A 26086-nucleotide genomic window follows, 5' to 3' on the forward strand; every position below is an offset into this window, starting at 1 on the left:
AGCGCCAGCGGGATGTGCAAGGGCAGGCAGAAAGGAAAGCGACCTTTACCGCCTATTGAACGGGGTTGTTGCCCCAACGGGTTTTCAGATAACTCACCGCCTGCTGCGTCTGTGGCTGATTGAGATAGTTCTCGCGGAACAGAATGGTGCCGTTGATCTCCGGCACGGACTGATTCAGGTCAAGCTGCTTTTTCAGCTCCGGCACACCGCCTTGCACCATCCAGTCAGGTTCGTTCCTCGCCGGTTCACCCACTTTATACAGCGCAATACCGATATACAGCTGAGTATGTGTGGGTTTCACCACGTTTGCCCACCAGTTAGCTAACACATCGTAACGTGCGGCCTGGCGAGCAAACGGCCAGTAGAGCTGCGGCGCAATGTAATCAAGTAACCCCTGCTGCACCCAGCGCCGGGTGTCGGCATAGGCTTCGTCATACGCGGCTGCACCACTGGTGGCCGAACCGGCGGGGTCGTGAGAGATATTGCGCCATACACCGGCCGGGCTGACGCCAAACGCCACGCCTGGCTTCAACTGTTTGATGGTCCGTGACACCTGCTCAATCAGCTGCTGCGTGTTATGCCGCCGCCAGTCGGCTTTATTACTGAAGCCCTGACCATATTCGCGGAAGGTCTGGTTATCGTTCAGTAACTGCCCCGGCGCTTCGGCGTAGAAGTAGTCGTCAAACTGCACGCCATCCACCGGATAATGGGACACAACTTCAGCCACGATGCTGGTTATCCAGTCGCGTGCGGCAGGAATGCCGGGGTCGAGCACATAGCGATCGCCCGCGGTACGAATCCAGTCCCGATGCAAGACAAACACGCTCGCCGGGTGAAGTGACAAAGTGCGATTGAGCGCAGCCGTGGTGGCGGATTTGGTATTGGTAGAAACGCGGTAAGGGTTAAACCAGGCATGTACCTTCATGCCACGCCTGTGTGCTTCATCCAGCATAAATTGCAGCGGATCATACCCTGGGTCGTTACCGATGGTGCCGGTGAGCATATCTGACCAGGGCAGAATTTTAGAGGACCAAAGCGCAGTGCCATCCGGCTTAACCTGGAAAAACACGGTGTTCACGCCAAGGCTCTTGAGTTTATCCAGCGTTGCGATCAGCGCCGCTTGCTGCTGTTGGATACGGTTACTGGCGTATACCGAACTGGGCGGTGGCCAGTCAAGACGGGAAACCGTGGCTAACCACACGCCACGCACTTCAGCCGTAGGTTGTGCAGGCTGAGCGGGCTGAGCCACCAGCGGGGGTTTGGTGGCCGTTGGAACAGGCGTAACCAGTGATTTAGGCGGCTTTGAGGCGCAGCTTGCCAGTAGCAGAGCCATCGCCGTCAAGGTTGCGTAGGGCAAAACGCGGGTTTTTAACAGAGAACGGGCGATGATGAACTCCATGTTGTCAGGTCGCAGCGCTAAAGAGCCATTCTCATCTTATCGCAGACAAAGTCAATTAGGGGGAGTGCAGCCGCTGCGTATCACAGCGGCTGAAAGGGGGTGTTACCAGTTATCCAGCACGCGCTGTTTCACCTCTTCCGGGTAGCCCTGGTCAAACGAGGCATGGCGATGACGCTCAGACTGGAGCGTATCAAACACCACTTTTGGCCCTTTACCCGCCACATACTCCTCTTCGGTGTAGCACTGCGGCAGGCGGATAACACGCTCGTTTTCGTAGATCACACGTTTGCCGGTAGGGTGAACGCGGGTAGAGATAACCCAGGCCACTTCACGCAGATTCGTGGGATCGAAATCGTCATCCACCAGATACACGGTCGGCAAGAAGACCATCGCATCGGTTTTAAACAGAATTTCAGCCACTTGTTCTGCTAACTGCTGGCTGCTCACCCCCGGCAGCTGTTCGCGCCAGTTCTCTGGCATCACTACCAGCAGCCAGTGTACGGCGGAATCTTCCGGTATCCAGGTGGTTTTCACCGGCAGATTGGCAGCGCGCAGATAGGTTAAGGCATCCGCGGCGAGGCCAATTGCCCACAGGGTATGTGACTCATCGGTTGGACGACCGGTAACCGAAATCGGCCAGATCGGGTTATCGCGATGGGTAATCACATCCACGGAGAATGTCGGTTGCATTGAAGAGCCATGTCCGAGATAACCGCCGTATTCGCCATACGGGCCTTCCGGGCAATCACGCTCAATGGAAACGTGCCCCTCAATCACAATCTCCGCCGTGGCAGGCACGTCCAGATCGAGGCTGATGGCTTTCACCACCTCGACCGGTTTGCCCGCCAGCGTGCCAATATAGTCCGCTTCATCAGCGTGCGCGGGAATAGGAATACCCGACACGCAGGAGATGGCCGGAGCCGGTCCTTGCACCAGGGCGTACGGCATCGGTTGACCAAGCTTCACCCATTCCGTCCAAATCTGCCCAATATGCTGGCTTGGCACAATCAGCGTCACCATGCGCTTGCCGTCTACCTTCATGACGCGTGCAATCGACCAGTTAATCCATTTGCCGTCCGGGGATTTGACGATCAGCGTGCCCCAGGTGTTGGCATACCGGCCACCGTCTTTGTCATGAATAAACGGAATCGGGAAGCGATCCAGGCTGGCGGCCTCGCCCTGTAAAATATTTTGCTGGCAGGCCGCGGCGGCGCGCTCTACGCGTACCGGCGGAATACCTGGCTGCTGGCGCGCGTCGTAGAGGGCTTCAATGATCTGCTGGCCGGTGGATTCCGCTGGCAGGCCAAATGAGAGTGCCACGCGTGCATAAGGCATTTCTGGTCGTGATGAGAGTGCCGCCGGGGCACCGAAGATACGGAAACCGGCTTCAACGCCGCTGATATGGTGGAACAGCGGGGCAGGCGACTGAATTTCGCAACTGCGGCGGGTGATTGCCGAGGGTTCAAAGTCACCGTCGACTTCACGTTCCACGTGCATGATGTCACCCAGTGCATCAAGGGCATCAATGTAACTTCTCAAATCGTCGTAATATTTCATCAGGCTCTCCTTAAGCCGTAGCGGGAATCAGGCAGCGTGTAATGCAGGTTAAGCGTCAAACTTTGGCCTGCGCCACACAATTGCTTTATATTTTGGGTATACAAAAAATGTGCGATCGGTATAACCTCACACCCCTTGAGATCAAAAACATAAAAAAAGTGACATTCTTTGCAGGAGGCGGTTGTGAGTTCAGGTAAAGCAGCACTGTACGAAGACCTAAAGCGCATGATTCTGACCATGGAAATCGATCCCGATGATGTCCTGGATGAGTCGGGACTGAGTGCGCAATATGGGCTCTCCCGCACCCCGGTCAGGGAGGTGTTTCAGCGTCTGGCGGGTGAAGGGTATCTGGAGATTATTGAGAAGCGCGGCGTCAGGGTGATCCCGATGAATCACGCCACGCTGCGTAATTTCTTTCAGGTTGCTCCGCTGGTCTATGCCGCTATTGGTCGGCTGGCGGTGCAAAACTATCGACCGGCGCAGCTGAAGGCGCTGAAAGAGACGCAAAAACGGTTCCGTAAGGCGGTACAAACCCGCGATCCACTGGCGCTGGTGCTGGAGAACAACCGTTTCCATGAGTTGATGGGCGAAATGGCGGGCAATCCCTACCTGCAACCGAGTCTGGGCCGCTTGCTGATCGACCATTCGCGCATTGGTCACACGTTTTATCGTCCCCAGAACGAGGACATGGAACATCGCCTGCAGCTTTCTGCCCAACACCACGACGAATTCATTACGGCACTGGAAAATCGTGATGAAGAGGCGGTAGTCACACTGGTCATGGAACACTGGGAACTCTCCCGCGCGAATATGGAAATGTTTATTGCCCCACAAGGTCTGAAAGCGGACACCATGCCGTTCTGATCCTTTCCTGGATGTAACCCCTAAATACTTACCTTGATGCACGCTCTCCAACTGCGGTTGGAGGGCGATTCCGCGCCTTTTTTTCGTACTCGCTCACAGTTCTGTTACGTGGCTATTTCATTACATTGACGCAACATAACGCTGGCGATATATTCCGAACACATATCGTATACGCAAAGTATACATAAGATATATCTATTTTACACAGGTCTAAGCGTATGGAACAGTACCCCAACGGCACTGTTCCGCCGCTTTTCAGAGATATGCTTCACCCCCCTTATGGAGTATTACCGTGCAAAAGATCACTTCACTTCCCGCTGATGATGCGCTACCGGGTTGGTATCACACCAGCCGAGCGCGTACCCCTCGTCCGGCCCATGTCGGGCAGAAAAAAGCCCGCTGGGCGATTGTCGGCGCGGGGCTAACCGGGCTGGCTGCGGCGCGCCAGCTGGCGCTTAATTTCCCCAATGATGAAGTCGTGTTGATTGAGGCTCAGGAAGTGGGGTTTGGTTCTGCCGGACGTAATGCGGGCTTTGCTATTGATGTCCCGCACGATATCGGCGCAAAGGACTACATTGGCGATGTGGGTATTGCCAGTAAGGTATTGAAGCTCAATACCGTGGGTCAGGATTACCTGAAAGCCATTGTGGCTGAACACCAGATTGAGTGTCAGATGGTGGATGCGGGTAAATATCAGGCAGCGGTGGGCGCGCCGGGTATCGCGATTCTGGAGGCTTATCGCAGTGGCTTAGCCAAAATTGGCCGTGAAACCGAAATGATTGCGGGCAAAGATCTGCCAGAGCATCTCGGCACCTCTTACTACAAGCAGGCGCTCTATATTCCCGGTACCGTTCTGCTGCAACCCTCAGCCTTGGTAAAAGGGCTGGCGGACAGCTTGCCGTCTAACGTCACGCTATATGAAAATACGCCGATCACCGATATTGATTATGGCGATAAGGTCACGCTGATCCATGCCAATGGCAAAATCACCGCCGATACGCTGATTCTGGCGAATAACGGCTTTGCTTCGCACTTTGGTTTCCTGAAAGGGCGTTTGCTCCCGACGTTCCTCTATGGCAGCCTGACGCGCCAGTTAACGGAAGATGAGCAGCGCCGCCTGGGCGGTAAGCCGGTATGGGGCGTGATTCCTGCCCATCCGTTTGGCAGCACCATTCGTCGCACGCTGGATAACCGTATCCTGGTGCGCAACAGCTTTAGTTTCTACCCGGATGGTCGTCCACGCGCCAAACAGCTGGAGAGCTATAAACGCAATCACCGTAAGTCGTTTGCACGTCGCTTCCCTATGCTGAAAGGTGTTGATTTTGAGTACTCGTGGAGCGGTGCAATTTGCCTCTCGGACAACCACGAAGGGTTCTTTGGCAAGCTGGCGCCAAACGTCTATGGTGCGCTGTGCTGTAATGGTCTGGGGATCACGCGCGGTACTGCGACAGGCAAGCTGCTGGCGGATATGATTGCCGGAGAGCGTAATGACACGATTGACTTCCTGTTAGCCTCGCCAGGCCCGAATAAGACGCCGCCTGAGCCGTTCCTCTCCATTGGGGTGAACTCGGTCCTGAAGTGGGGTCATTTCAGAGCCGGTCTGGAAGTCTAGTCCAGCCACCAGACAGCAACCGTCGCACATCGCGGCGGTTTTTTTATGCCTGTTAAACCTCAGACGTATAGGGAGTTTGCGGGAGGTAAGGCCTGACGGGATATTCTGGCAGGGGGGAGATAAATTGCTGCCGGTTAACCCGGCAGCAGGGACGAACAGGGGGGAATTACTGTGTAGCGATGTTGAACCAGATAGTCTTCAGCTCAGTGTACTGATCGTGGGCATAGATAGACTTATCACGGCCACCAAAACCTGAATGACGATAACCGCCAAACGGTGTGGTTGCATCGCCTTCGCCAAATCCATTGACGGTGACGGTACCTGCGCGAATAGCACGGGCAACGCGTACGGCTTTGTTTAGATTGTCGGTATAGACCGATGCCGCCAACCCGTATTCCGTATCATTAGCCAGTTCAATGGCCTCTGCTTCGGTTTTAAAGGTGGTGACACACAGGACTGGACCAAAGATCTCTTCCTGGAACAGGGCACTCTGCGGCGTCACGTTATCGAAGATGGTCGGTTGCACGTAGATATCGCGTTCCGTTTTACCGCCGTGCAGCACTGGCAGTCCTTCCGCTTTAGCAATCTCCAGATACTCACTGACTTTGGCAAAATGCTCTGGGCTGATCATGGAGCCCAGGCGATTCTCCGGGTCCAGCGGGTTGCCTAGCGTCCAGCCAGCGATTTGACGGGCAATGCTCGCCAGCAGTGGCGCTTTAACGTCTTCCTGCACTAACAGGCGAGAGGTTGCGGAGCAGTTCTCACCCATGTTCCAGAAGGAGCCGTTCAGCACCTGCTCGGCAACGGCATCAATATCTTCCACATCGGCAAACACCACCGCTGGGTTTTTGCCTCCGCACTCCAGTACCACCTTCTTCAGGTTCGAGTCTGCGGCATAACGCAGGAAACGACGACCCGTCACGGTTGAGCCGGTGAAACTCACCATATCAATATCCGGGTGCAGGCCAATCGGTTCACCGACATCTTTACCGGTGCCGGTAACGATATTCAGTACACCCGCAGGGATGCCCGCTTCAAAGGCCAGCTCCGCGACGCGCAGGCTGGTCAGTGACGTCTGTTCTGCCGGTTTCACAATCACCGAGCAACCTGCCGCCAGCGCAGGGCCAATTTTCCATGCCAGCATCAGCAGCGGGAAGTTCCATGGCAGCACGCAGCCTACTACGCCAATCGGCTCACGGACGATCAACGCCATCGCTTCACGTGCGGTAGGTGCAGTCTGGTCGTACAGTTTATCAATCGCTTCCGCATGCCATTTCAGGATATGAATGGTTTCCGGCACGTCGACGCTGAGGCATTCGCCCACGGGCTTGCCGCTGTCGAGGCTTTCCATTACCGCCAGCTGTTCACTTTCCCGTTCCAGCAGCTCCGCCAGCTTCAGCAGCACCTGCTTACGTTCAGCGGGGGCACGTTGACTCCAGCTACCGTCTTCAAATGCAGCTCGCGCTTTGGTAACGGCATATTCCACATCTTCCGCGTTACACGCAGCGATATCCGCCAGGATTTCACCGGTCGCCGGATTGGTGGTCGCAAGGGTACGACCACTGGATGAGGACATGAAGCGACCATTAATAAAGGCTTTATTGGGCAGGTTAAGATCCCGCGCCATTGCCGCCGCCTGATTCAAATTCTGAATTGTCATGCTGACTCCTTACTGGGCGATAGCCGCTGCCACGTTACGTTTCACTCCTTCGATCACAGCCTGCAGCTGCTCTTTCTCGCTCGCATCCAATGCTTGCAGTGGCGCACGCACCGGACCGGTGTACAGGCCAGCCAGTTCGCAACCGTATTTGATAGACTGTACAAACTTGCCGCCGTCGAGGAAGTGCATCAGTGGCATCATGGCAGCCATAATGCGGCGACCTTTAGCGAAGTCTTTCTCCACCACGCACGCCTGATACAGCGCTACGTGCTCACGTGGGATGAAGTTAGAACCGGCACAAACCCAGCTCGGTGCGCCCCAGGCGAAGAACTCCAGCGCCTGATCGTCCCAACCACAAGAGAGGGAGATGTTCGGGAATTTGCACGCCAGCAGGTGCAGATTGTTGAAATCACCGGAGCTCTCTTTGATAGCCACAACGTTTGGTGAGCTGCTCACCGCATTGAAGTAGGTTTCGCCCATAGAGATACCCATACGGCCTGGGTAGTTGTAGAGCATAATTGGCAGCTGAGCGGCTTTATCGACGGTCAGTGCGTGGTGTGCGTTCTCCAGCTCGGTTGGCAGAGCGTACGGAGGAGAGGTCACTAAAATCGCGTCGGCTTTGATTTCACGCGCATGCTTAGCGTAGGTCACTGCGTCTTCAGTACGGATTGCACCAGTACCGATGATCAGCGGCAGACGGTCGCCAATCACTTTACGTGCGTGTTCTGCCAGCGCCAGGCGCTCTTCTGTGGTCTGAGCGTAGTATTCGCCGGTAGAACCACCGATGATAATGCCGTGAACGCCGCCCTCAATCAGGGATTCCAGCACCTGGGAAAAGCTCGCGAAATCAATGCTGCCATCGGCTGCGTAAGGGGTAATAGCTGGGGTATAAATGCCTTCAAATTTAAACACGATTCTCTCCAGGTTTAGATGCAGATGGACGTCTATCATCGGGTGCCATCTTGCGGCGATAAGTTGCGATTTAAGCGCTGTGTCATCCCTGTCACTTGCGGTGCAGAGTGCGGGTGGTTGTTAAAAATTTGCATAGAGTGGATAGCGGGGTCAACGGGGATAAGAATTTTGTATACCTGAAAAATACAAGGTAAATACAAAATCGTAGGAGGATTTTACCGGGTAAAATTATTTTTTTGATAATAATCATTAAGTTATATCGTAAATTTTGGCGTGATAATTTTATAGCTGAAGTTTAATAACGATCACAATCTGTGAGAATTATTGCGTGGAGTCTCTTTACACTGCGGTGGGAGAAGCATACTTTTAACGCTGAATTTAACCTGTTTTTAACAGCTTTGCTGCGCGTAGCCAGGCTGTAGTGATACCGAGGTGGTAGGAATGACAAACCGCAAAGCGACACTGATTGGACTGATGGCAGTCCTGCTGTGGAGCGCAATTGTAGGGCTGATTAGGAGTGTTAGCGAAGGGTTCGGCCCAATTGGCGGCGCAGCCATGATCTACACCTGTAGCGCGATACTGCTACTGTTTACCGTGGGTTTTCCTCGCCTGCGTGAATTTCCACGCGCTTACGTTATCTGGGGAAGCCTGCTGTTTGTCAGTTATGAACTCTGTCTTTCACTCTCACTGGGGTTTGCCAATAGCGCACAACAGGCGATTGAGGTGGGGATGGTGAATTATCTCTGGCCCAGTATGACCATTTTGTTCTCCGTGGTGTTTAACAAACAGAGGGCCAGTTTGCTGATCATCCCAGGTATGCTGTTAGCGATTGCCGGAATTGGTCAGGTGCTGGGCGGCAGCCATGGGTTATCGCTGCATGAAATTGGACTTAACCTGCAATCAAACCCACTCAGTTATGGTCTGGCATTTGCTGGCGCAATTATCTGGTCGGTATATTGTATTGTGACCAAGCGTATTGCGAACGGAAAAAATGGCGTGACGCTGTTCTTTATTCTGACGGCATTGACACTGTGGATTAAATTCTCCTTTTCACAACAACCGGACTTTACTATTAATACGCACGTTGTGATTAGCCTGTTGTTGGCCGCTATGGCGATGGCCTTTGGCTATGCCGCCTGGAACGTGGGGATTCTGCACGGTAATGTGACGGTGCTGGCCTCGGCCTCTTACTTTATTCCGGTGATCTCTTCCGTTATTGCTGCCACGATTTTGCAGTCTGGCCTCAGTATCCAGTTCTGGCAGGGCGCGGCACTGGTGTGTATTGGCTCCCTGATTTGCTGGTGGTCAACCCGGACACGGTCATTGTCAAAAGTATCGCAAGAAACGCAATAAGTACCTGACGCTGATGCCGTTACCCATCGGCATCAGCCCCTTTTAATCATGATTACACTGTTTTTATTTTAATATTTGATAACGGAGAAATTATCAGCCGCTTAATCTGATTAATCTCTTTATTTATCGCAACCAGGCCGTCAGGCTGATCGCTTAATTATAACTTCATAGTGTCGCCCGTTTATTTTCGGGTTGCATTCATTCGCCTGCTTAGTAGCAAAGTATTAGAAAAACGGGAGTTTTTATGTCTCACCCAATTTCTGTAGAAGATGTCGCTTTCAGTCGTTTTCATCGGCTGTTAACCCTCCGTTCCGGCGGCGGTTCTTTCGTTGATGGCTATGTGTTAAGCATTATCGGTATCGCGATGACGCAAGTATCACCCGCGCTGGGGCTGACGACCTTCTGGGAAGGTATTATTGCCGCCTCCGCGCTGATTGGTATTTTCTTTGGCGGCTTCTTCGGTGGCGCCTTGACCGATCGCTTTGGCCGCAAACGTATCTATTTTGTCGGGCCTACCTTGTTTATCCTCTGCTCGCTGGCGCAGTTTTGGGTACAGAGCGGAGAGATGCTGTTTACCCTGCGTTTTCTGAGTGGTATCGCCATTGGTATTGAATATCCGGTGGCTACCGCCTTTCTGGTGGAGTTTCTGCCTAAGAAATCACGCGGACCTTGTCTGGCTACGCTGACGCTGCTGTGGTTTGCTGGCGCGGCCACCGCCTACATGGTGGGCGAAGCGATTATGCAATCTGGCGGGGCGGATGCCTGGCGCTATACGCTGGCAAGTACGGTGGTGATTGGTGTGCTGCTGTTTATTATTCGCCTGGGCACACCGGAATCTCCGCGCTGGCTGATCAGTAAAGGGCGTCAGCAGGAAGCGGAAGTCATTATTAAACAAGTCTACGGCCCGGAGTTTAGCCTGCGCAATCTGCCGGTGCAGCCTGCCTCAAAGCATCTCTCCTTCAAAAGCCTGCTGCACTCGGGTTACGGCAAACGCATGGTGTTTGTCAGTCTGTTCTGGACCTGTTCGGTGATCCCGGTGTTTGCCGTCTACGCCTTCGCGCCAAAAGTACTTCAGGCACTGCACCTCGATGGTAACTGGGCTTCACTGGGTTCGATCGCGATTACCTTGCTGTTTGTGGTCGGTTGTTTGATTGCCACCAAATTAGTCAACGTAGTAGGGCGTCGTAAACTGCTGCTGCACAGCTTCCTGTGGTCTGGGTTGGCGCTATTAGCCCTCGGTTATCTGCGTGATGGGTCATCCGCGATGATTCTGCTGATGTTTGGCGCTTATGCCCTGTTTATTGGTGGTGCGCAGGTGTTGCAGCTGGTCTATCCCAATGAAATCTTCCCGACCGCGATCCGTGCTGGCGCAGTAGGTATCGGGACGTCTTTATCTCGTATTGGTGCGGCGGTGGGGACGTATCTGGTGCCGATGTCGCTGGATACCATTGGCATCGGCCATACCATGTATATTGCGGCAGGCATTACCTTTGTGGGACTGGTGGTTTCCTGGTGGCTGGCGCCAGAAACCAATGCCATGAGCCTGGAAGATGCTGCGTCTTTATCTGAAGCGCGTCCTGGGCTGAGTGAAAAAACTGCGCCGCTCACCCGACGCAGTAATATCTGAAGCTTAAGGCTTCACTAACTTCTCCACATCACGCCGGCGCTTCCTGAAGGAGCCCGGCGTTTCGCCATACTGCTTACGGAACCAGTCCACCAGATGCGAGGCATCGCTAAAGCCACAGGTGGTGGCAATGGCGTGAATGCTGCTGTCTGTATCTGACATCAGTTTGCGCGCGTGTTCCAGGCGCATCCGCCGCCAGTACACTGCGGCGGTATAACCGGTATTTTTGATAAACAACTGGTTGAGCTGGCGCACCGTCAGCGCGGAGAACTCAGCGACCTCGCTTAACGGCAGCGGTGAGTCGAGATGATGACGCATAAAATCAATCACTTTGCGTACCGCCGGGTTGTCATACAGCAGGGTTGCCGCCTCACCGGTCGCTTTCTTAGTGGAGCGAGATTTACCGTTATCGACCAGCAGATATTGCAATCCTTTCTCCGCGCGCATCTCGCCACAATGTTTACGAATCAGGTCTGCTGCCAGGTCTATAGCCGTGCCGCCTGGGCAAGAGATGATGCCGCCATCCTTGATATAAGTTTTATCTATTACCGGTATTGCCTTGGGAAAACGCTGGCGAAATTCATCACGGGTTGTGAAGTGAATGGCACAGCGCTTACCGTCTAGCAGACCCGCATTTCCCACAATAAACGCGCCGCTGCACAGGGTGATAATGGGAATATTGCGCGCGTGGATTTCGCGCACGGCATCCAGTAACCACGCGGGGGGATTTCGCGTCTCTTCCAGCAGTCCACCGGCCAGCACCAGATAGTCCCAGTGTTGATTAAAATCCAGCGTTGCCGTTGGGCTGACGGGCAGACCACAACTGGCCGTTACCGGCTGATTGTCGCAGGTCATCCACTCCCACTGACAAAAAATCTGCCGACTGGAGAAGGACTCATCGGCGGCGAAACGCAGCGATTCCACTAATCCGGCAACCTGCATCAGGGTGAAATGATTCATCAGCAGAAAACCGATACGGAGTTCGGGTTTCGGTTGGGCAATTTCGTCGGGCGATACGGCGGAAAATGTCATAAATGCTGGCCCATTCGGGGAAATATTCACTGTCTTGATGATCGCCCAAATACGGCAAAAATGAAATGCAATGGTGCAGATTTGCCGCGATATAACACAATTTTTTTCGGCTATTCACTCCCCGTTTGGCTAAGCAAATCTGCGGGTGAAAAGGGGCCATTTTCTTCCTGCTGAAAAGGGCGATTTTCTGATGACTAACCGGTGAATTTTCAGGCAAAAAGTTGCGGCGAACGTTAAGTAATTCTACTAGAATAATCGATTCAGCTTAAGCGCATCCGTCAGGTAACGGCGAGTGGTTAAGGTATTTATTGATGAATTCTGATGCATGGAGAGAGAGTGATGTTGAATAAAGATACCCAGCTGTGTATTTCGCTTTCAGGCAGGCCAAGCAACATTGGCACGCGTTTTCATAATTATCTGTACCAAAAACTGGCGTTGGACTTCATCTATAAAGCGTTTTCAACTGACGACATCGAGCACGCCATTAAAGGCGTACGCGCCTTGCAGATTCGCGGTTGTTCGGTTTCTATGCCGTTCAAAGAGAGCTGCATCCCGTTCATTGATACGCTGTCTGACTCCGTAAAGGCGATTGATTCTGTTAATACCATCGTCAACGATAACGGTCACTTAACCGCCTACAACACGGATTACATTGCGGTAAAAGACCTGATTGACCTTAACTTCAAAGATAAACAACAACGGGTGTTGATTCAGGGCAGTGGCGGCATGGCAAAAGCGGTGATCGCGGCATTCCGTGACAGTGGTTTTAGCGATGTGGTGATTGCGGCGCGCAACCAGCAGCAGGGCCAGGCCCTGGCGGACAAATATCACTATCGCTGGCAGGCCACCCCTGAAGGCGTGACGGCAGATATTTTAGTAAACGTCACCCCAATCGGGATGAGCGGCGGTGCAGAGCAGGATCAGTTAGCGTTCTCTGAGCCTGCGATTGCCGCAGCGACATTTGTGTTTGACGTCGTGGCATTCCCGGCAGAAACCCCCTTGATTCAGCGGGCGCGCCAGTTAAATAAAACCGTGGTCACCGGGGCCGAAGTTATTGCGTTGCAGGCGCTGGAACAGTTTGCTTTATATACCGGCGTTCGTCCCGATCACGCGTTGATGCTGGAAGCCTCTGCCTGGTCTCGTGCCTGATACTCCTCTCTATCCTCTGCCAGAGTTGTGATTTTTTGTTAAGTAGGTAGACTGGTCTACCTACTTAAGATTCTGGAGAGTGTCCATGACTGACAGTGCCCATGACAAACTGTTGAATGCCGCACGCGCGCTGTTCTACAGCCACGGAATCAATAACACCGGTATTGATGCGATTACCAAACGTGCCGGGGTGGCGAAAAAGAGCTTATATAACAATTTCAGTTCTAAAGACGCGCTGATTGAGGCCTATCTGACCGCTCGCCATCAGGAGTGGTTAGATTTTTATTATGCGCGTGAGAAAAGGGCGAAAACCCCGCGTGACAAAGTGGTGGCGGTGTTTGAAGCCTACGCCGATCACGCTGAGTTCGCTTATGAAGAGGGCTTTCGCGGTTGCGGGCTATTAAATGCCGCGGCTGAGTTTCCCGCCGGTTCACCGGGTCGTTTGGCGGTGCGACAACATAAAGAGCAGGTTGAATCGATTCTTGCAGAACACCTTGCAGAGCTGGCCAACTCCACTGGCCAGGACACTCAACCACTGGCACGTCACTTCGCCTTTTTACTGGAGGGGAGCATCTCCCGTGCGGGCCTGGAAGGCGACAGTCGCTGTATTTTTCAGGCCAGTGAGATGGCTCAGCAGATGATGGAGGCGTTATGAGCCGCAGCAACGGGCAACAGGCCTTAGGGATGTCTGGCGTATTGATTGCTGCATTGCTCTGGGGCACCACGGGCACCGCCGCAACCTTTGCACCGGCGTTAAGCCCGCTCGCCATAGGCGCGGTAGCCATGGGGACCGGCGGTATTTTGCAGGCGCTGGTCGCCTGGTCTGCGATTATCAGGCAGCGCCGTCAAATCTGGCAGCAGCGACGCTACCTGCTGATGGGGGCGGTGGCGGTGGCGATCTATCCGCTCTCATTCTACGCATCGATGCATTTGGCGGGTGTCGCCGTGGGCACGGTGATTTCCATTGGCTCTGCGCCGTTACTCTCAGCGCTGTTGGAGTTTTGGCTGGAGGGGCATCGCTTAAGCCGCCGCTGGATGTGGGGATCTGCTGTCGGTGTGACCGGAATGGGGCTATTAACCTTCGCAGAAAGTCACGGAAGTCAGGCCGTCAATACCCACGCGCTGGTGGGGATCCTTTTAGGTCTGGTTGCGGGGTTAACCTATGCGTTTTACTCCTGGTCTGCGCGTCAGATGATGCAACAAGGAACGAGCGGCCGGGCGGCAATGGGCGCGACTTTCGGTATCGGTGGGCTGTTACTGATGCCGGTGCTGTTACTGACCGGAGCACCCTTGCTGCATGCCTGGGTTAATGCGGCAGTCGGTATTTACATGGCCCTGGTACCGATGTTTATTGGCTATCTCTGTTATGGCATGGGCCTGGCCCGGATTCGCGCCAGTACCGCCACCACCATTACCTTACTGGAGCCGGTAGTCGCGGCAATTCTGGCGGTGGTATGGGTGGGGGAAACGCTACCGTTGATGGGATGGGGTGGCATCGTGCTGATTGTGGGATGCCTCGTGATTATCACCGTACCGGCTTCGCTGTTGACCCGACGGCCCCAAACACAGGCAGTTTAAGCCTCGCGTAACGTTTATATACGCTTTTTTTGGTAACGCATATCCCCGGAAATGGCAGAAAATCACCGGGGTTTATGCGCAATAGCCCACATTATTACGTTTGCTTTCACCTTGCTTTTAACACCCCACTTTTTTTTCCCGCGATTGTGCTTATCATCCGGTTACGGACGATTTTATCCGTATATTGATCGGGGAATTTTTGTATGCGTAAGATGACGTTTATTGCCGTAACGTTCGGTTTGTTAATGGTAGCCACGACACAAGCTCAAGCGGCTGGCTGTATTAAGGGCGCGATTGTAGGGGGTGCCGCAGGCCATCTTAAGCATCATGCATTAGCCGGTGCGGCGGTGGGTTGCGTCGTCGGACATCATCTGGCGAGCAAAAAGCAGAAGCAAGAAGCTGAACAACGCCAGCAGCAACAGCAACAACACTAAGCGATACCCAACAGACCAGCGGCCGCATAAGCCGCTGGTTTTTGTCCCATCAGGCTTCGGTGATTTCAGGGTGACGTAGAATGCGCACTGGCGCTGACTTGTAGGAAGGCGTACCGCTCTCCTTATCGATATAATCCAGCGGCACCAACACGTTGGCTTCCGGATAATAGGCACCAATCGATCCCTGTGCAATGCCATAGCGGATCACCGTCATGCCCTCCAGTCGCATATGATGCCCCGGTACCGCAGACTCAAGATCCACCGTATCGCCGTGTTCAAGCCCGAGCCGCTGTAGATCCGCATCACACATGAACAACACATCACGGCGGCCAAACACGCCACGATAGCGATCGTCCAGCGCATAAATGGTGGTGTTGTACTGGTCGTGGCTGCGTAGCGTAATCATTCTGAGCACATCGGCTTCCTGCAAGGCCGGGTCTTCATCATCCCCTTGATACACCGAGAACATGGCTTTACCACTGGGTGTCGGCCAGATGCGTTGACGAGGCGGCAGTGGCATCTGGAAGCCACCGGGTTGGCGGATGCGTTGATTGTACTGCTCAAAGCCGGGAATGGTTTTTTCAATTAAGTCTCGAATGCGATCGTAATCTGCAACCAGTTCGTCATACGGTACCTGTGATGCCGGTAAGGTAGCTTTCGCCATCCCTGCAACAATCGCCGGTTCAGATCGCAACAGGGGCGAAGCCGGTTTTAGCTTGCCTGAAGAGGCATGCACCATCGACATGGAGTCCTCAACCGTGATGGCCTGGCGTCCAGTGGCCTGGTCATCGGCTTCTGTACGACCGAGGCAGGGAAGGATCAACGTCTCCTTGCCGGTGAGCAGGTGAGTGCGGTTGAGTTTCGTCGCCACATGCACACTCAGATCGAGTTTTTTCATGGCCGGGAAGCAGACATCGGAATCGGGTAGGGCAACGGCAAAGTTACCTCCGAGACAGATCAGTGCTTTAGCGCTGCCTTCAACCATCGCTTTCATCGCCTGTACCGCATCGTGCCCATGTGCCTGCGGAGGGGTAAAGTGAAAAGTCTGCTGGAGATTATGCAGGAAGGTGGCAGAGGGCTTCTCCGTGATCCCCACCGTCCGGTTGCCCTGCACGTTCGAGTGTCCGCGCAGTGGACAAACACCCGCACCGGGCTTACCAATATTACCGCGCATCAGCAGGAGATTGGTCAGTAAGCGGACGTTATCCGTGCCCCGGTTGTGCTGGGTGATGCCCATGCCATAGGTCAGGATGGTCGCTTTGGATTTCACGTACGCCTGGGCAACGCTTTCCAGTTCTGCGCGTTTAAGGCCGGAGACCGCCTCAATGGAGGCCCATGAAGTGGTTTCGATATCCTGCTTAAAGGCGGGGAAGCCCTGGGTATGTTCATCGATAAATGCGTGATCGAGCGCCTGGCCGGTTTCTTCCTCCAGCGCTAATACCGCTTTGGCAATCCCTTTCAATGCTGCTGAATCTCCACCTGCGCGCACCAGATAGTAGGTTGAAGCAATGTTGGTGGAACGATAGGTCGCCATTTCCATCACGTTTTGCGGATCGGCAAAGCGCTCCAGCGCCCGTTCACGCATTGGATTAAATACGATGATAGGGACATTTTTACGGGCCAGCTCATGCAGGGTGCCCATCATACGGGGATGGTTAGTGCCGGGGTTGTGCCCAATCGATAAGATCAGCTCGGCATGGTCAAAATCTTCCAGCGAAACGGTGCCTTTGCCGATGCCAATAGATTGCGGCAAGCCAACGCTGGTGGCTTCATGGCACATATTGGAGCAGTCCGGGAAGTTATTGGTGCCATATTCCCGGGCGAACAACTGAAACAAATACGCGGCTTCGTTTGAGGCGCGACCAGAGGTATAAAACTCAACCTGATGGGGAGATAGCTTTTTCAACTCTTCCCCGATGCGGTTAAAAGCCTCTTCCCAACTGACTTCCTTCAGGGTGTCCGTTGTGGCGTCATAGCGCAGCGGCGTGGTTAACCGGCCATAGCCTTCAATTTGGAAATCACTCTGACTGAGCAGACTGGACACCGTATTCTGCGCGAGAAACTCCGGCGTGACCCGCTTATTGGTCGCTTCCCAGGTGACGGCTTTGGCACCATTCTCGCAGAACTGAAACGTCGATTTGTGGTCTTTATCCGGCCACGCGCAGCCGGGACAATCAAAACCATCGGGCTGATTGGTGCGCATCAGCGTCTGAGGTGCGGCCAGCGCATCCATTTGCGTTTTTACGGCAATCGCTGTCGCTTTAAGTGCTCCCCAGCCTCCTGCTGGGCCATCATAAGGGTGAACCCCTGGGACATTACGCGGCTTGTTGCTCATATTGGCTCCGGGTGTGCTTCCTGAAAAAGACGGACAGGCGTAATTACCCCTGTAAAATGTACTGATAATTGTAGAGCACAACGGCGGTTTTGCTGTGATACACCGACAGGAGAGGAACGGGGAAGCCGTGGGGTCAGGCAGAGGCGGGGTTCATTGCTTCTGCCAGAAAATCAATAAAGGCTCTTACCCTGGCGTTCAACGCCGATCGTTCATTTACGCAGGCATAAATGTTCATCGGTAAAGACTGTATGGCGTGGGCGCTGTCGAATAAACGGACCAGGTGACCGCTCGCGATCAACGGTTGTGCAATAAAACTCGCCAGACGCGCAATGCCGCCACCGTTTTCTGCCACTTTTGCAATGACATCAATATCATCACTGATAAATTCCGGATTGAGCCTGGCGTTAACCGGCTGGCCATCCACCAGAAACGACCAGGGAAGAAAACGCCCATCGGTGGGATAGCGAAACACCAGGCAGGCGTGTTGGCTAAGCTCTGTAGGTGTCTGGGGAGTGCCTGCACGAGCCAGATAAGCGGGCGAGGCGCAAAAAATAAAAGGGAGCGAAGCAATCTGGCGTGCGATGAGTTGATCGTTCAACTGGGCTTCGATGCGTATGCTGACATCTACCCCTTCCAGGCGGTGATCAACATTGCGGTCGGTACTGATCAGTTCGATAGCGATATCAGGGTAGTGATGTTTGAAGGCAGGTATCAGTGGGGCGAGAACATGGCGGCCAAAGGCAGCCGTGGTGGCAATGCACAGCGGCCCTTGTGGCTTACTGTCTATCGCTGCTGCCTGTGAAGCGAGATCAACCTCCTGCGGAATATGTCTGACCTTCTCAAAGTAGCGTTTACCACTTTCAGTCAGCGTCATGCTGCGCGTAGTGCGCGAGATCAGCCTGACGCCCAAATGCGTTTCAAGCCGTGCAAGGCTCTGACTTACCGCCGCCGGGCTCATACCTTTTGCTTTGGCTGCCGCTGCGATGCTGCCACTTTCCACGACACGGATAAAAGTGCCGATTAACCCCAGTAAGTCCATCTGATCCCCATCCGTATATTCGTAATTTTTATTTAGTAATGATTCAAGCAAAGACGTACTACTCGGGTGCGGCCAGGCCTGATAGCTTAGCGGCTGTTGCGCTAATTATGGTTAAAAAGGACACCTTGATGACAGATGTTACCTCGAAAAGCAGCACGCGTATGCGGCTCCCCAGGCACGCATCACCTTACATCTTTGCGTTGTATATGGCGACGATTATGGCTTTCTTAATGAGTCTGGTGATTACTTTTTCAGAGTTTGGTGCGGGACCGCATTATATGGAAAATGTGATGAATGCCTATCAGGTGGCCATGCCAGCGGCCTTTGTTTGCATCCTGATTGTGCGTCCGATCGTGATTCGGCTGGTGGGGTTCACGGTTCATGGCCACTGAAAAGAGGCCTGTGAAGATCAATTCCGTGATTGAAAAGGGGATCTGGGTGGCTGAAAGTATTTTATAGACGACCGGTCGAATTGTTGCTACCTTAGCCGCATGAAAACTGCAACGCATCAACATAACCAGCAAGTCCGCGAACATATTCTGGCGGTCGGCCAGCGTATTATGGCGGGTAAGGGCTTTTCAGCCGTTGGCCTGAAAGAGATTCTCGACGAGTCAGAGGTGCCTAAAGGTTCCTTTTACTACTATTTCACCTCCAAAGAGGATTTCGGGGTAGCGATGTTGAGTCACTATTTCGATGCCTATTTGGCTGAGCTTGATCAATTGCTCGCTGAAAACGGGACGACGCACGCTCAACGGCTGATGAACTACTGGTTGTTGTGGGCTGAAACCCAGTCTTGTGAAGATTGTCAGGGCAAATGCCTGGCGGTAAAACTGGGCGCGGAAGTCTCTGATCTGTCAGACAAGATGCGCGCCGCTTTGATGCGCGGTACGGCAGGGATTATCTCACGACTGGCAGCGGCGCTGGAAGCCGGCGCAGCGGAAGGCTCTTTGCAGTTCGAAGGTGAAGCCGAAAGGGCTGCTGAAGCACTTTATCAGCTGTGGGTGGGGGCAAGTATTATGGTGAAGATTGTCCGTACGTCGACGCCGTTTGAAGCAGCGCTGAGCCTGACCCGACAGACGTTACGCATCTCCCTCTAAGGAGGGAGTTATTTTTTATCTGTTTTATAGTCGACCGGTCTACTTTTACTCGCTGCATTTATGAGCGTCCGGTCTACTATTAATTACCTATCGACAAACAGGAGTTAGACAATGAAAGTTCTGATGGTACTGACCTCGCACGACAAACTCGGTGATACCGGCCATAAAACTGGCTTCTGGCTTGAAGAGTTAGCAGCACCTTATTACGCGTTTAAAGATGCAGGTGCAGAAATTACGCTGGCATCTCCGCTGGGTGGCAATCCTCCGCTTGATCCGAAAAGTAACGAACCTGACTTCCAGACCGAATTTACCCATCGCTTCGAAGCCGATTCGGCTGCCAAAGCTCAGCTGGCCACCACCGTTAAGCTGGACAGCGTATCTCAGGCTGACTTCGATGCCGTATTTTATCCAGGCGGCCATGGTCCACTGTGGGATCTGGCGGAAGATAAACACTCCATTGCACTGATTGAGTCGTTCTTTGCCGCGGGCAAGCAGGTTGCTTTTGTCTGCCACGCGCCGGGCGTATTGCGTCATGTAAAAGCACCAGACGGTCAGCCATTGGTTGCTGGACGTAAAGTTACGGGCTTCACCAATACCGAAGAAGCGGCCGTCGGCCTGACTGATGTCGTGCCATTTCTGGTAGAAGACGAGCTGATTGCGAAGGGCGGTCTTTATTCGAAAGCCGCTGACTGGTCATCTTATGTCGTCACTGATGGTCTGCTGATCACCGGGCAGAACCCTGGCTCATCAGAATCTACGGCGGCGCAGCTGATTAAAGCGCTAACTAAGTAATTGAAATCACTGGCTGAGCACGCTTATGGCTCAGCCAGTTTGTATAGCAAAGGATACCTCCAATGAAAGCAGTAACCTATGTACAGCCCGGCGGCCCGGAAGTCATGCAGTTAGTCGACGTTGCTGAACCGGTGATCAAACCACATGAAGTGCTGATTGCCGTAGAAGCTATTAGCATTGAAGGCGGCGATATTATCTCGCGTAACAGCCAGTTTTTGCAGCCGGGTGAATACCTGGGCTACTCAGCGGCGGGCACGATTCTCGCAACCGGCAGTGATGTGCAGGGCCTGGCACCAGGGCAAAAGGTGGCTACTTTTAACTGGCGTGGAGCTTATGCAGAACGCCGTGCCGTCCCAGCCTATAACTGTTTTCCTGTTCCCGCAGGCCTTGATCCGCGCGTAGCGGCGGCCATACCGGTTGGACCTGGCACCGCTGCATGGGCGTACCATTTGGGTAAACTGCAACCCGGCCAGACCGTGTTGATTCTGGGAGCAGCGGGTGGCGTTGGCGTTGCCGCCGTTCAACTGGCATCACGCATGGGCGCGCGCGTTATCGGTACTGGAACACGAGCCGAATCACTGGAGAAGCTGCGTCAGTTCGGCCTGGATGACGCCATCGTGGTCGGTGAGAAGCAGGCGGGCGATCAAGTGCGTGAGCTGCTGGGCGGTAACAAAGTCGATCTGTTGATTGATACCATCGGCGGTGATGCGTTATCGGATGGCGTCGAAGTCCTGCGTGATGGCGGAACCGCAGTGATCATCGGCATTTTGGCCGGTCGCAATCATATGATTGATACTGAATATCTGTTGCTACATCGCATCACGTTGATTGGTTGCCTGTTAGGTCCGGAATGGGGTGAAAAACAGATTGCACGCGATCTGGTGAATGAACTGATGCAGATGGCGGCAAACGGTGAGTTAACCGTGCCCGTTGACAGTACGTTCCCGCTGGAAAAGGTGATTGAGGCACACCAGCGTGCAGAAACGCGCGGGCGTCTTGGTCGTGTGTTCATGACCCTGTAGTGAACAGGCCGGTGAAGCGATGTCATGCTGAGCCGGTATAGATCCTTATCTGTCATAGTCACCAACATAAAGTCTTCATCCTGAGCTAAGCCGGAGGAGATCTAAGGTTAGTTCAGGGACGACACTCAAACCATGCATGATTAGAACCATCCAGCTGTATCAGTTCGCCAAGACAGTCGCGCCTGTGTCGAGGCTGATAAATATGAACCTGACGACGTGAGTGAGGCCGCCAGAGTCCGTCAGAAATCATCCAGTTGCGGACAGTCTCAACCGAAAGCGGGATGCCATGGCGTTCTAAAAGCTTCTCCGTGGCCAGAGTTGGGCCAAAATCCACGTAATATTGCCGGATCAAATGCAGAGCGGCACAGCGCAGCTCATCGGGAATGCGGTTGTTGCCGGGGCGCCCGCGACGTTCTGATACAATCGATGCCGCGCCGTGTTCACGATAACGGCGCAGGATACGTTGAACTTGTCGGACGGTGAGTTCGAGAAGGCGCGCAGCCTCACGCTGCAGCAGAGTGTGGTCGTGAACGCGCTGAATGATGCCGAGCCGGTATAGATCTTTATCTGTCATAGTCACCAACATAAAGTCTGCATCCTGAGCTTAGCCTGAGGAGATCTAAGGTTAGTTCAGATACGACATCTGTGAATTGCTCCGTACGACATTAGCGTTTTGGAGCAACAATGAAAGTACGTACAATCATAATTATGTTAAATGATAGCTCTGGGTACGCACTCTCCATGGCTTTATGTTCCCTGCTAACGCATTCCCCCCACGTCTTGCCGGCATTATCATCTCCTTCTGCTGTTACAGGCTGAGTATTGCCGGCAGCGTTCTCGTAACGTTGACGATGTACAACTAACGAATGCACCCTGTGCCGAACTTGAGCATCTTGCTGCTGTGCTTTATCAGTAGCATGCACAGGCCGCAATGCGCTACTTCGTCTTGACATGACCTGGCAATGATAATGTTAAGCGATGCTCCCTTCTCAATCTCCGTGCCTTGTTCAAACAAGCAGCTGTGGATGAAGCTGTAAACTTGAGATCGAATTTTTACCTATTCAATTAAGCAGCGCGTTTACGCCGGTCACTCACAACCAGCCCAGCAATCATTAATACGATAGCAAAGCCGAAAATCAGACTGGTGAGGTTTGCGCCAAGGCCGATACCGCCGTCATCCACTTGCTGTGATAACAGATCGCCGCAGGCTGCGCCGAACGGTCGGGTCAGGATATACGCCGCCCAGAAGCAAAAGACCGGGTTGGCCTTAAAAATAAAGTGGGCACCCGCGATAATCACGATCCATGTACCGAAGAACACCGCCGCACCGTAATAACCGAGATTAACGTTTTCCGCTAGCCAGTCGCCCACTGCCGTTCCGAGAGCAAACGTCGCCAGAATTGCCAGCCAGTAAAATAATTCGCGCCTACGGCTGTCAATGTGATGAATCGACAGCGTCCCTTCCCGGCGATACCACAGGATAAAAACAGCCAGCAAAAGAAGGCTGAAGATCAGTGAAGAAATAACTAACGGCACATTCCAGGCATCGGTGAGGTTATCGGTGATTAGATTTGACAGCAAATTAGAGAGCGCGCGTTGTAGATGCAGCGCATCGGCCTGGAAAGAGACATCGCCTTCACAGGTTAAACGGATATTTTTCTCTTCCGCCAGAATGTCGTAATAGCCCATCAGACGTTCAAATTCTGTGACGCTATTAAGCGGTTCGCGATGCAACGGTTCGCGGCTGTTATCTGCTCTCGCCAGAAACAGCATTGAGGAAATCATGCGCGAGAGCCTTTCGCCCTCCTCGATGATCGCCGCCAGCGTCTCGCGATACTCTTGCGGGCTACGATCTTTACTTTGCGTCACGCTGGCAGCCGAGATGAGGTTGTTTATTGGGCTGCGAAGCTCATGAGCGATATCGGATGAGAAGCGGCTTAACTGTTTAAAGGACGCTTCTAACCGCGTCATCATACGGTCAAAGGAACTCGCCAGGGTGTTGAGTTCGTGCGGCCAGTGCCGATAAGCCAGGCGAGTATGCAAATCTTCCGCATCAATAGTCTCAATTTCCCGGCTGATCTTGCGTAGGGGCAGCAAACCGCGTCGGGCAAGCTAGTAACCAATGGCGGAAAAGACCACGATAGACAGCGCTACCGCAATCTGCATGCGCTGCCAGTAATCTTCAATAATTTCATTGTTCCGCGAGACATTAAGCGCCGCCTGAACCAGCCACGGTTGGTTCCCTTTCAGGATGAAGTTGGTTGAAGCGATCAGGTATTTTTCCTTGATCTCCCCTTGATGAAAGCGCCATGAGCGGTAGGTAAATAAAGGTGAGATCCAGGTGAGCCAGCCTCAGCGCCAGCAGCGCGCCTACCGCCGCCGAGGGCAAGCCCAGCAGAATGGTCAACGGGTGGATCCAGCTTTCATACAACACGCCAAGGATCACGTAAATAACCGCCAGCGCCATGACAATCAGCCAGATCTGGCTACTCTGCGACTGCTGGTAGAGCGCCGCCTGTCCAGCGTAGCTACTGAAGACCGAGGTAGGCATCTGCATATCGCTTTCCACCAGGGCGATCGCCGCGGTGGCATCTGACAGTGACTTACCGGGTGCAAGGTCGAAAGAGACGGTGATCGCGGGGAGCTGACCCTGGTGGTTAACGGCGGTTATGCCCTGCATACGAGAAATATGGGTGAAGGTTGTCACGGGTAACAGCGTGTTGGCGGCAGAACGGACATAGATCTTCGACAGATCGCTTTCGTTCTGACGGAACGGCTGCTTCACTTCCATAATCACTTCATAGCTGTCTTCCGGCGCGTAGATGGTTGAGACCTGCTGAGTACCAAAGGCGGCATACAAGTTGCTGCGGATCTGATCGGCATTGACGCCGAGCAGTGAGGCTTTATTACGGTCAATCTGCAGATCGGCTTCCAGTCCGTTGAGCTGTGAGTCACTGTTCACGCCCACAAACACACCGGTTTTCTTCATCCCCTCCATCAGTTTGTTTGCCCAGCTGTTCAGCGCCAGCGCTGTTTTGCGCCGCATACTGCTGCTGGGTACTGATTAACGTGTCCCAGTCAGAGGCGGAAATATAATTCTTCGCTTTTAAGCTGCGGCCACGGGCAACATCGTTTTGCGCTTTAGTCAACGCAGAGTGGGATTCCGCCAGTGCCGCCACCGCATGGCGTAACGAGGCCTGCTGTGTGCTGTCGTCCAGCGTAAATAACAGCTGTCCCTGCTTAACAAAATCCCCCTCCTTAAAAGCCACGGAGGCTACCGTGCCGGTCACCTGAGACTGGATATCCACCTGATTCAGTGACACCACATGTCCCTGAGTGGAAAGCCGCAGCGGCACGGACTTCACCTCAGCCTGACTCAGGCTGACAAGTGGCTCGGTTGCTTTTTGAACCGATGCTGCACTGCTGTATTGGCGAAAGAGGAAATAAGAAAGGAGACCGGCAGCCAATATCAGACCGATAACCAGCGAGGGTCTTGAGCGAAGTAATGTCATGGTTATTCACTGTGAATAAGAAATGAGGCCAGTCTACTGAGGGGATCTCTACAGAAAGGGGTTAGCAAGATGACAATCCTGTCATCTTGCTGTGGCTACCGATTTAGGGATGGTGTTTTACTATGTCCGGTACTTAACCGCGTCGATAAGTTTTGCGAAGGCTGCGGTGTGCTGTTTTCGGCTGGGGTAATACAAATAATACCCGCTAAACGGTGTACACCAAGCCTGCAGAATGCGCTGGAGTTTACCCTCAGCAATCAGTGATTTTACGCTGTCTTCCGGGACATAGGCGATGCCCATGCCAGAAACAGCGGCATCAATACGTGAGGACAAATTATTAAAAATCAGCTGGCCTTCAACTTTGACTTTGATCTCCCTATCGCCATCGCGAAATTCCCAGTTATATATTCCCCCCAGGGTGGGAAGCCGCATATTGATGCAGTTGTGATGTTGTAACTCATACGGCGTGGCCGGAATGCCGTGCTGGGCAAAATAGTCCGGTGTAGCCACGGTCGCCATACTCCAGTCAGGGCCGATACGGACGGCAACCATATCTTTCTCGACCTGTTCGCCCAAGCGGACTCCGGCATCAAACCGACCGCTGACAATGTCGGTCAGCGTATTATCCACCGACATTTCAACGTTCACTTCCGGGTACTGTTGCAGAAAAGGTTTGAGCAGTGGCCACAGCGTGGTGGTCAACGCGTGTTCACCGGCGGTAATGCGGATATTGCCGGAGATATTGCCCTGTTTCTCCTGAACACTAACCAGCGCTTTTTCAATGTCGTTGAGCATCGGTTCAACGCTCTGCACCAAACGTTCTCCGGCTTCCGTCGGCGCAACGCTGCGTGTGGTTCGGGTCAGTAAGCGTACATTCAGGCGTTCTTCCAGACCCCGGATGGCATGACTTAGTGCCGATTGTGAGACACCCAGTTTTGCGGCTGCACGCGTAAAGCTGCGTTCCTGCGCGACCATGACCAGGTAAATGAGGTCGTTAAAGTTTTCTTTAAGCATCTTACGCTTTCACCTTTGTAGCCTTCAGCGGCATACCAAAGGGGGAATATAGGCGAAATACGCCGGGGTTGAACAGGGAAAAATCTCTTTTCACCCGGATC

24 protein-coding genes and 1 pseudogene are annotated in these 26086 nt (G+C 53.5%); 12 read left to right on the forward strand and 13 right to left on the reverse strand.

Going from position 1 to position 26086, the window contains the following annotated elements; genetic code table 11:
* Positions 1–52 precede the first annotated feature (52 nt).
* Positions 53–1399, reverse strand: a complete 1347-nt coding sequence (locus tag B880_RS0119805) for a glycoside hydrolase family 10 protein (RefSeq protein WP_017349203.1) — start codon at positions 1397–1399, stop codon at positions 53–55.
* A gap of 102 nt (positions 1400–1501) precedes the next feature.
* Positions 1502–2956 (reverse strand): UbiD family decarboxylase, encoded by a 1455-nt coding sequence (locus tag B880_RS0119810; protein ID WP_017349204.1) that lies wholly within the window; start codon positions 2954–2956, stop codon positions 1502–1504.
* A gap of 183 nt (positions 2957–3139) precedes the next feature.
* On the opposite strand from B880_RS0119810, the gene B880_RS0119820 reads away from it, so the two are divergent.
* Positions 3140–3820, forward strand: coding sequence for a GntR family transcriptional regulator (locus tag B880_RS0119820; protein WP_017349206.1), 681 nt, complete (start codon positions 3140–3142; stop codon positions 3818–3820).
* A gap of 292 nt (positions 3821–4112) precedes the next feature.
* A complete protein-coding gene (locus B880_RS0119825) occupies positions 4113–5432 on the forward strand; it encodes an NAD(P)/FAD-dependent oxidoreductase (protein WP_017349207.1) in 1320 nt (439 codons plus the stop codon).
* 166 nt (positions 5433–5598) lie between these two features.
* On the opposite strand, the gene B880_RS0119830 is transcribed toward B880_RS0119825, so the two are convergent.
* Both B880_RS0119830 and B880_RS0119835 read right to left on the reverse strand, forming a co-directional pair.
* Positions 5599–7092, reverse strand: coding sequence for an aldehyde dehydrogenase (locus B880_RS0119830; protein ID WP_017349208.1), 1494 nt, complete (start codon positions 7090–7092; stop codon positions 5599–5601).
* Between the two features lie 9 nt (positions 7093–7101).
* Positions 7102–8004 carry a dihydrodipicolinate synthase family protein gene (locus B880_RS0119835; protein WP_017349209.1) on the reverse strand — a complete coding sequence of 301 codons (903 nt, stop codon included), beginning with the start codon at positions 8002–8004 and terminating at the stop codon, positions 7102–7104.
* Positions 8005–8445: 441 nt separating this feature from the next.
* Here B880_RS0119835 and yddG point away from each other — a divergent pair, with 441 nt between their 5' ends.
* Entirely contained in the window at positions 8446–9357 is a 912-nt protein-coding gene (gene yddG / locus B880_RS0119840) for an aromatic amino acid DMT transporter YddG (RefSeq protein ID WP_017349210.1), read from the forward strand.
* A gap of 244 nt (positions 9358–9601) precedes the next feature.
* On the forward strand, positions 9602–10984 hold the full coding sequence (locus B880_RS25310) for an MFS transporter (protein WP_017349211.1): 1383 nt from the start codon (positions 9602–9604) through the stop codon (positions 10982–10984).
* Between the two features lie 3 nt (positions 10985–10987).
* On the opposite strand, the gene B880_RS0119850 is transcribed toward B880_RS25310, so the two are convergent.
* Entirely contained in the window at positions 10988–12013 is a 1026-nt protein-coding gene (locus tag B880_RS0119850) for a GlxA family transcriptional regulator (RefSeq protein ID WP_017349212.1), read from the reverse strand.
* A 339-nt stretch (positions 12014–12352) separates the two neighbouring features.
* On the opposite strand from B880_RS0119850, the gene B880_RS0119855 reads away from it, so the two are divergent.
* The 4 genes from B880_RS0119855 (at position 12353) to B880_RS0119870 (ending at position 15174) form a co-directional block, all read left to right on the forward strand.
* A complete protein-coding gene (locus B880_RS0119855) occupies positions 12353–13162 on the forward strand; it encodes a shikimate 5-dehydrogenase (RefSeq protein WP_017349213.1) in 810 nt (269 codons plus the stop codon).
* Positions 13163–13247: 85 nt separating this feature from the next.
* Positions 13248–13817: a TetR/AcrR family transcriptional regulator gene (locus tag B880_RS0119860; RefSeq protein ID WP_017349214.1), complete on the forward strand. Its 570-nt coding sequence runs from the start codon at positions 13248–13250 to the stop codon at positions 13815–13817.
* The gene (locus tag B880_RS0119865; RefSeq protein WP_017349215.1) at positions 13814–14740 is read left to right on the forward strand and encodes a DMT family transporter; all 927 of its coding nucleotides are present in this window, start codon (positions 13814–13816) and stop codon (positions 14738–14740) included. Before B880_RS0119860 ends, B880_RS0119865 begins: the two co-directional genes overlap by 4 nt.
* Before the next feature lie 203 nt (positions 14741–14943).
* Entirely contained in the window at positions 14944–15174 is a 231-nt protein-coding gene (locus tag B880_RS0119870) for a glycine zipper domain-containing protein (RefSeq protein ID WP_017349216.1), read from the forward strand.
* Positions 15175–15223: 49 nt separating this feature from the next.
* On the opposite strand, the gene B880_RS0119875 is transcribed toward B880_RS0119870, so the two are convergent.
* Both B880_RS0119875 and B880_RS0119880 read right to left on the reverse strand, forming a co-directional pair.
* Positions 15224–17509 carry an FdhF/YdeP family oxidoreductase gene (locus tag B880_RS0119875; protein WP_017349217.1) on the reverse strand — a complete coding sequence of 762 codons (2286 nt, stop codon included), beginning with the start codon at positions 17507–17509 and terminating at the stop codon, positions 15224–15226.
* A gap of 133 nt (positions 17510–17642) precedes the next feature.
* Positions 17643–18548, reverse strand: a complete 906-nt coding sequence (locus B880_RS0119880; RefSeq protein ID WP_017349218.1) for a LysR family transcriptional regulator — start codon at positions 18546–18548, stop codon at positions 17643–17645.
* Positions 18549–18676: 128 nt separating this feature from the next.
* Here B880_RS0119880 and B880_RS0119885 point away from each other — a divergent pair, with 128 nt between their 5' ends.
* From B880_RS0119885 to B880_RS0119900, 4 genes are all read left to right on the forward strand, one after another.
* Positions 18677–18940 (forward strand): DUF2798 domain-containing protein, encoded by a 264-nt coding sequence (locus B880_RS0119885; protein WP_017349219.1) that lies wholly within the window; start codon positions 18677–18679, stop codon positions 18938–18940.
* A gap of 99 nt (positions 18941–19039) precedes the next feature.
* Positions 19040–19645, forward strand: a complete 606-nt coding sequence (locus B880_RS0119890) for a TetR/AcrR family transcriptional regulator (RefSeq protein WP_017349220.1) — start codon at positions 19040–19042, stop codon at positions 19643–19645.
* Between the two features lie 111 nt (positions 19646–19756).
* On the forward strand, positions 19757–20437 hold the full coding sequence (locus tag B880_RS0119895) for a type 1 glutamine amidotransferase domain-containing protein (RefSeq protein WP_017349221.1): 681 nt from the start codon (positions 19757–19759) through the stop codon (positions 20435–20437).
* A 62-nt stretch (positions 20438–20499) separates the two neighbouring features.
* Positions 20500–21459 (forward strand): quinone oxidoreductase family protein, encoded by a 960-nt coding sequence (locus B880_RS0119900; protein ID WP_017349222.1) that lies wholly within the window; start codon positions 20500–20502, stop codon positions 21457–21459.
* Between the two features lie 112 nt (positions 21460–21571).
* On the opposite strand, the gene B880_RS25315 is transcribed toward B880_RS0119900, so the two are convergent.
* The 6 genes and pseudogenes from B880_RS25315 to B880_RS0119925 all read right to left on the reverse strand — a co-directional run bounded on the left by B880_RS25315 (position 21572) and on the right by B880_RS0119925 (position 25985).
* Complete coding sequence (locus B880_RS25315; protein WP_017349223.1) at positions 21572–22045, reverse strand: helix-turn-helix domain-containing protein; 474 nt, start codon at positions 22043–22045, stop codon at positions 21572–21574.
* Between the two features lie 479 nt (positions 22046–22524).
* Positions 22525–23433, reverse strand: a complete 909-nt coding sequence (locus B880_RS27145) for a histidine kinase dimerization/phospho-acceptor domain-containing protein (protein ID WP_337589589.1) — start codon at positions 23431–23433, stop codon at positions 22525–22527.
* Positions 23425–23559: pseudogene (locus B880_RS27270) on the reverse strand (HAMP domain-containing protein); the annotation flags it as partial. The pseudogene B880_RS27270 and the gene B880_RS27145, both read right to left, overlap by 9 nt.
* Before the next feature lie 109 nt (positions 23560–23668).
* Positions 23669–24505: an efflux RND transporter permease subunit gene (locus tag B880_RS26215; RefSeq protein WP_237761031.1), complete on the reverse strand. Its 837-nt coding sequence runs from the start codon at positions 24503–24505 to the stop codon at positions 23669–23671.
* A complete protein-coding gene (locus B880_RS25690) occupies positions 24411–24971 on the reverse strand; it encodes an efflux RND transporter periplasmic adaptor subunit (RefSeq protein WP_071524423.1) in 561 nt (186 codons plus the stop codon). Before B880_RS25690 ends, B880_RS26215 begins: the two co-directional genes overlap by 95 nt.
* A gap of 120 nt (positions 24972–25091) precedes the next feature.
* On the reverse strand, positions 25092–25985 hold the full coding sequence (locus tag B880_RS0119925) for a LysR family transcriptional regulator (RefSeq protein WP_017349227.1): 894 nt from the start codon (positions 25983–25985) through the stop codon (positions 25092–25094).
* Between the last annotated feature and the right edge of the window lie 101 nt (positions 25986–26086).

Origin of the sequence: Pantoea sp. A4, from assembly GCF_000295955.2 — a bacterium.
Lineage (GTDB): Bacteria > Pseudomonadota > Gammaproteobacteria > Enterobacterales > Enterobacteriaceae > Pantoea > Pantoea multigeneris.

Coding starts and splice junctions, on each gene's coding strand:
- B880_RS26215 (WP_237761031.1), bottom strand. CDS start 24,505: ATGCGGCGCAAAACAGCGCTGGCGCTGAACAGCTGGGCAAACAAACTG.
- B880_RS0119885 (WP_017349219.1), top strand. CDS start 18,677: ATGACAGATGTTACCTCGAAAAGCAGCACGCGTATGCGGCTCCCCAGG.
- B880_RS0119890 (WP_017349220.1), top strand. CDS start 19,040: ATGAAAACTGCAACGCATCAACATAACCAGCAAGTCCGCGAACATATT.
- B880_RS0119900 (WP_017349222.1), top strand. CDS start 20,500: ATGAAAGCAGTAACCTATGTACAGCCCGGCGGCCCGGAAGTCATGCAG.
- B880_RS25310 (WP_017349211.1), top strand. CDS start 9,602: ATGTCTCACCCAATTTCTGTAGAAGATGTCGCTTTCAGTCGTTTTCAT.
- B880_RS0119855 (WP_017349213.1), top strand. CDS start 12,353: ATGTTGAATAAAGATACCCAGCTGTGTATTTCGCTTTCAGGCAGGCCA.
- B880_RS0119865 (WP_017349215.1), top strand. CDS start 13,814: ATGAGCCGCAGCAACGGGCAACAGGCCTTAGGGATGTCTGGCGTATTG.
- B880_RS25315 (WP_017349223.1), bottom strand. CDS start 22,045: ATGTTGGTGACTATGACAGATAAAGATCTATACCGGCTCGGCATCATT.
- B880_RS0119875 (WP_017349217.1), bottom strand. CDS start 17,509: ATGAGCAACAAGCCGCGTAATGTCCCAGGGGTTCACCCTTATGATGGC.
- yddG (WP_017349210.1), top strand. CDS start 8,446: ATGACAAACCGCAAAGCGACACTGATTGGACTGATGGCAGTCCTGCTG.
- B880_RS27145 (WP_337589589.1), bottom strand. CDS start 23,433: ATGATGACGCGGTTAGAAGCGTCCTTTAAACAGTTAAGCCGCTTCTCA.
- B880_RS0119860 (WP_017349214.1), top strand. CDS start 13,248: ATGACTGACAGTGCCCATGACAAACTGTTGAATGCCGCACGCGCGCTG.
- B880_RS0119925 (WP_017349227.1), bottom strand. CDS start 25,985: ATGCTTAAAGAAAACTTTAACGACCTCATTTACCTGGTCATGGTCGCG.
- B880_RS0119880 (WP_017349218.1), bottom strand. CDS start 18,548: ATGGACTTACTGGGGTTAATCGGCACTTTTATCCGTGTCGTGGAAAGT.
- B880_RS0119830 (WP_017349208.1), bottom strand. CDS start 7,092: ATGACAATTCAGAATTTGAATCAGGCGGCGGCAATGGCGCGGGATCTT.
- B880_RS0119850 (WP_017349212.1), bottom strand. CDS start 12,013: ATGACATTTTCCGCCGTATCGCCCGACGAAATTGCCCAACCGAAACCC.
- B880_RS0119895 (WP_017349221.1), top strand. CDS start 19,757: ATGAAAGTTCTGATGGTACTGACCTCGCACGACAAACTCGGTGATACC.
- B880_RS0119870 (WP_017349216.1), top strand. CDS start 14,944: ATGCGTAAGATGACGTTTATTGCCGTAACGTTCGGTTTGTTAATGGTA.
- B880_RS25690 (WP_071524423.1), bottom strand. CDS start 24,971: ATGACATTACTTCGCTCAAGACCCTCGCTGGTTATCGGTCTGATATTG.
- B880_RS0119805 (WP_017349203.1), bottom strand. CDS start 1,399: ATGGAGTTCATCATCGCCCGTTCTCTGTTAAAAACCCGCGTTTTGCCC.
- B880_RS0119810 (WP_017349204.1), bottom strand. CDS start 2,956: ATGAAATATTACGACGATTTGAGAAGTTACATTGATGCCCTTGATGCA.